Annotated in this window: 3 protein-coding genes; 2 read left to right on the top strand and 1 reads right to left on the bottom strand. The window is 66.9% G+C overall.

The features are described from left to right. On the top strand, positions 1-2,747 hold a 2,747-nt coding region (locus A5652_RS22425), incomplete at its 5' end, for an AAA family ATPase (protein ID WP_156745486.1). 42 nt (positions 2,748-2,789) lie between these two features. Continuing rightward, entirely contained in the window at positions 2,790-3,626 is an 837-nt protein-coding gene (locus A5652_RS22420; protein ID WP_082984020.1) for an SDR family oxidoreductase, read from the top strand. A 33-nt stretch (positions 3,627-3,659) separates the two neighbouring features. Here A5652_RS22420 and A5652_RS22415 read toward each other — a convergent pair. After that, a partial coding sequence (locus A5652_RS22415; RefSeq protein ID WP_067356956.1) for an NAD(P)/FAD-dependent oxidoreductase occupies positions 3,660-5,115 on the bottom strand: 1,456 nt, incomplete at its 5' end.

Genomic DNA, 5,115 nt, shown 5'->3' with positions numbered 1-5,115 from the left:
GGGTGGGCCTTAATTCGGGTCAGGTGATCGCCGGCGAAATAGGTTCTGGCGCTTTGGGTTACACCGCGATCGGGGAACAGGTGGGAATGGCCCAGCGGATGGAATCCGTAGCGCCCCCGGGCGGGGTGATGCTCAGCGAGTCAACGGCGCGGTTGGTCGAGGATGCCGCGACCCTGTCCGAGCCGGAGATGGTGCACATCAAGGGGGCCCAGGACCCGGTGGCCGCTCGCCGTTTGATCGCCGCGAAAAGCGATCACCGCCGCAGGAAAGACCCGCAGTTGGTGGGCCGGACGTGGGAACTCAACACCATCGCCGGCATACTCGATGAGGCAATCACCGGGGCTGGCTGCCTCATCGGTCTCGTTGGGCCACCCGGCATCGGCAAGAGCCGCACTGTTCGCGAATCGATGGCATTGGCGAAAAGCCGCGGCATGGACGTCATCACGACGTTCTGCGAGTCCCACACCAGCGACATCCCCTTCCACGCCGTGACGGGGTTGTTGCGCGCCGCACTCGGGCTCGATGGACTTGGCAGTGACGCCGCGCGGGCGCAGCTGCAATCCCGGTTCCAAGATGCCGACGCCGAGGACCTCTGGCTCCTCGGCGACCTGCTCGGCATCGCGGATGCGGCTATAGCGGCGCCCGGCATCGAGGGCGACGCCCGGCGGCGCCGGCTCACGGCTTTGGTCACCGCCGCATGGGTGAGTCGCCGCGGGTCGGCGTTGTATGTGATCGAGGACGCCCATTGGATGGATGAGGTCAGCGAGTCGATGCTGGCCGACTTCCTGACGGTGATCAGGCAAACCCGCTCGATGATGCTGATCACCTACCGCCCCGAGTACCAGGGCGTCCTGGCCGCGATTCCCGGTGCGCAGACGATCGCGCTACGCCCGCTGAACACCGCGCAAACGGTGGCGCTGATCGGCGAGTTGCTGGGCACCGATGCCTCGGTGCAGGGCCTTCCCGAGGTGATCTCCGAGCGCGCCTGCGGGAACCCGTTTTTCGCCGAGGAGATCGTGCGCGACCTCGCCGAACGAGGATCGATTCACGGCGAGCGCGGTTCCTACCGGCTCCTCGGTGAGATCGCCGACATCACCGCCCCACCCACATTGCACGCCGTCATCGCCGCCCGCATCGACCGTCTCAGCTTCGCGGCCAAACGCACGCTCAGCGCCGCCGCCGTCATCGGATCGCAGTTCAGCCCCGACCTGGTGACCGCCGTCGGCGTCGACCCGGTCCTCGACGAGCTCGTCAGGGGCGAGCTGGTCGATCAGGTCGGCTTCACGCCGAAGATCGAGTACGCGTTTCGGCATCCCCTGATCCGCTTCGTTGCCTACGAATCGCAACTGAAGTCGGATCGAGACGAGCTGCACCGTCGGCTAGCCGCCCTGATCGAGGAGCATGATCCGGAGTCGATCGACGAAAACGCCGCGCTGATCGCCGAACACCATAAAGCGGCGGGCAATCTGCGCGCGGCGTTCGATTGGTACATGCGCGCGGGGGCTTGGCTGACCCACCGCGACCTCGCCGCGGCAAGGGCGAGTTGGCGGCACGCGCGCGATGTCGCCGACCGCCTGCCCGACACCGGCGGCGACCGCGAAGCAATGCGGATCCATCCGCGGACTCTGCTATGCGCCAGCGCGTGGCTGACCGGCGGCACCATGGCCGACACCGGGTTCGACGAACTGCGCGACCTTGCCACCGCCGCCGGCGACAAAGTTTCGCTCGCGATGGCCATGGCCGGATGGCTGCCCGCACTGATCGTGCACGCCCGATTCGATGAAGCCTCGCGGTTGGCTACCGAGCTCGAGGACCTGCTCGACTCGATCGGCGACCCGACGCTGATCCTTGGGCTGCTATACGCGGCGATGCCCACCAAGTTGCAGCGCGCCGAGTTGACCGAAACCATCCGCATCGCGCAACGGACGATCGAGCTGGCCGACGGCGATGCCATCAAGGGCAATCTGATCATCGGTTCCCCGCTGACGGGAGCGATCATGCTCCGGGGTTGTGCGCGCTGCCTCCTCGGCGACCCGGACTGGAAGACCGATGTCGATCAAGCCCTCCGAATGGTCCGCGCGTTCGAACCCTCCTTGCGCGCGATCATGCTGCTGTTCAAGTACAACCTGATTCCCCTCGGGGTCTGGTTGCCGGACGCCGACTCAGTGCAGGAGACGACCGAGATGCTGGAGATCGCGGAACGATCCGGCGACGATCTCACGCTGGCCTGCGCCCAGTACATCCACGGCGTCGCCCTCGTGACCCACGACGCGGCCCGTCGCGAAGAGGCTTTTGCCCTGCTCGCCGCCGCCCGCGAAGCCGCTTTGCAGGAGCGCTTCACGATGGGAGCGGCCACGCTGGTGAACCTCTTTGTCGGCAACGAGAAGTTGCGCACCGGCGACCCGGACGGCGCGATCGAACTATTGCGCCCGAGCATCGAGGAGCAATACGCGAGACCCGAGCGTGTGATTGTCGGGGCTACCGTCGCCGCACTGGTGAAGGCGCTGGTGTACAGAGGGCGCCCGGCGGACCTGCTGGAAGCGCAAGCGGCCATCGACCGACTCGCGGCCCTTCCGACCGAACCGGGATTCGTCGTGCAGGACCTGTGGCTGCTATCGATGCGGGCGGCGATGGCCCAAGCCCACGGCGACGAAGCCGCATATCGCGACCACCGCGACCGCTATCGCGACATGGCGAATTCCCTTGGCTTCGAAGGACACATCGCCTGGGCCGAGGCCATGGCATAACCCGCCCACGCCCGGAATCGAGTAGCGTATACCGTCCGAGGTATGAATCGAGTGTCGGTGATCACAGGCGGCGCGGGCGGCATGGGCCTGGCCACGGCGAAAATTGTCGGCCGCGACCACACCGTGGTGCTGTGCGACGTCAGGCAGGACCGGTTGGCGGCCGCGACCACGAGCCTGCAAGACCTCGGGATCCATCCGACGGCCGTCGACTGCGACGTGACCGACCGGCACGCCGTCGCCGACCTGCTCGGCACCGCGAACAATCTCGGGACCGTCGTCTCCGTCATCCACACCGCTGGAGTCAGCCCGAGCATGGGCGCCGCCGACTACGTCATGCGGACCAACGCCGTCGGCACCGTCAATGTCAACGAGGAGTTCTTCGCAGTAGCGGGCGAGGGCGCGGTGATCGTCAACGTGGCATCGATGGCGGCCCACATGCTTCCCGCGGAAATCATTCCGACAGAACAGTTTCCGATGGCGATGGACGACACGGACGCGTTCATGGACGCCATGCTGGCGGCGTGCGGCATTGCTCCCGAGGAGGCGCGATCCGGCCTCGCCTACGCCGTGAGCAAGAGCTTCGTGAAGTGGTACAGCCAGTCACAGGCCGAGCGATTCAACGCCCGCGGATTGCGCATCGTCTCCGTGTCACCGGGATCCATCGACACCGAGATGGGCAGGCTCGAGGAGCAGGCGGGTGCCGGCGCAATGGTTGCCAACGCCGCCGTCCCACGGTGGGGCAAGCCGGAGGAGATGGCCGAGCTACTCGCCTTCTGCGCCAGCGAGCGGGCCGGATACCTCACCGGCACCGACATTCTCAACGACGGCGGCGTGGTGGCCTCGATGACCGAACGAGCCAGGGTGGCCGCCGGCGGCTAGACGAGGTAGTAGAGCTCGGAGTTCGGGGATTGGCTACTCCTCGGCGCCGGTGCCGACTTTCGTTAGGTCCGCACCATCCCGCGTTCTCCCGTGGATCCACTCCCGCGCCCGAAGCCGCCAGGTCCGGCGCGCGTACTCGAGTTCGGTATACGGCCATTGGGTGACGATCCGGCCGGATGGCGACCGGAAGTAGCTGTCGCACTGCGTCCAGATGGTGCGTTCCAGGTCCGCGGAAAGTGCATCGTTGTAACGCTTTTCGGCTTCGGCCCGCACGTCTAGGTATCCGCCACCGCGCGCCAGCCGGCTTACCGCGCTGGCGACCAGTCGCGCCCCGGCCTCGAGGATGTAGACGATGGAGCTGCCACCCTGGTTGGTGTTGGGGCCGTAGAGCATGAAGAAATTGGGGAAACCGCTGACGGCGACCCCCAGATAAGCGGACGGGTCGTCGCCCCAGTGCTCGTGCAGCCGTCGCCCGCCGGCACCGACGACGTCGATGCCCGACAGGTAGCGAGACGTCTCGAAGCCCGTGGCCAGCACGATCGCGTCGATGCTGACTTCAGTGCCCGCTGTGGTGATCACCGACGTTCGGTCGATCCGCGCGATGGGGTCGGTGACCAGCTCGACGTTGTCGCGCTGCAGTGCGCGGTAATAGTCGTCGCCCAGGAGCACCCGCTTGCAGCGGAACGGGTAATTCGGTGTCAGCGCGCGACGCAGCGGCTCGTCGTCGACGGTGCACTCCAGGAACGACGTCGCGATCTGGGTGCGCGCCGTCACCACGGGGTCGTCCGCGAAGGTCGCGGTGTTGTCGTGCTGGAACTTCCAGATCTTCCAGCGGGTGCGGCGCAACGCCAGGACGCTGCGTTGGAAGCGGGCCAATTCGGTTGCGGTATAAGGGCGGTCGTCCTTGGGAACCATCCACGGCGGGGTGCGTTGGAAGACCGTGACACGCCCGGCGGACTTCGCCAACTCGGGCACGAGCTGTACCCCGCTGGCGCCGGTGCCGATCACGGCGACATTCCGGCCGGCCAGATCGAGGGCGTGATCCCATTGCGCGGTGTGCAGCACCGGGCCGGCGAAGTCGCTCAGGCCGTCGATGTCGGGGAGCTTGGCCGAACCGAACAGGCCGACGGCACACACGACGACGTCGGCGGTCAGGGTGGCGGGCTGCCCGTTCCGGTTCAGCTCGCAATGCCACGCTGCGGCGTGCGGGTCCCATCGCAGGGAGCCCACCGTGGTGTCCAGCAGGAGATGGCGACGCAGGTCGAAGTCGTCGGCCACCGATTCGAGGTAGGCCAGTATTTCGGCTTGCCGCGCGTAGGTGCGGCTCCAGGATGCGTTGGGCGCGAAGGAAAAGGAATACAGATGGCTTTGGATGTCGCAGGCGGCGCCGGGGTAGGTGTTACGTCGCCAGGTGCCGCCGACGCCATCGCCGCCCTCGATGATCACCAGATCGTCGATGCCCGCGCGGCGCAGCGCGACGGCCGCGCCG

The sequence above is a fragment of the Mycobacterium sp. 1165178.9 genome (genome assembly GCF_001673555.1).
Taxonomy (GTDB): Bacteria; Actinomycetota; Actinomycetes; order Mycobacteriales; family Mycobacteriaceae; genus Mycobacterium.
The sequence above is the reverse complement of the archived record's forward strand: the minus strand, read 5'-3'. Positions and strand labels throughout refer to the sequence as shown.

Coding starts and splice junctions, on each gene's coding strand:
- A5652_RS22420 (WP_082984020.1), top strand. CDS start 2,790: ATGAATCGAGTGTCGGTGATCACAGGCGGCGCGGGCGGCATGGGCCTG.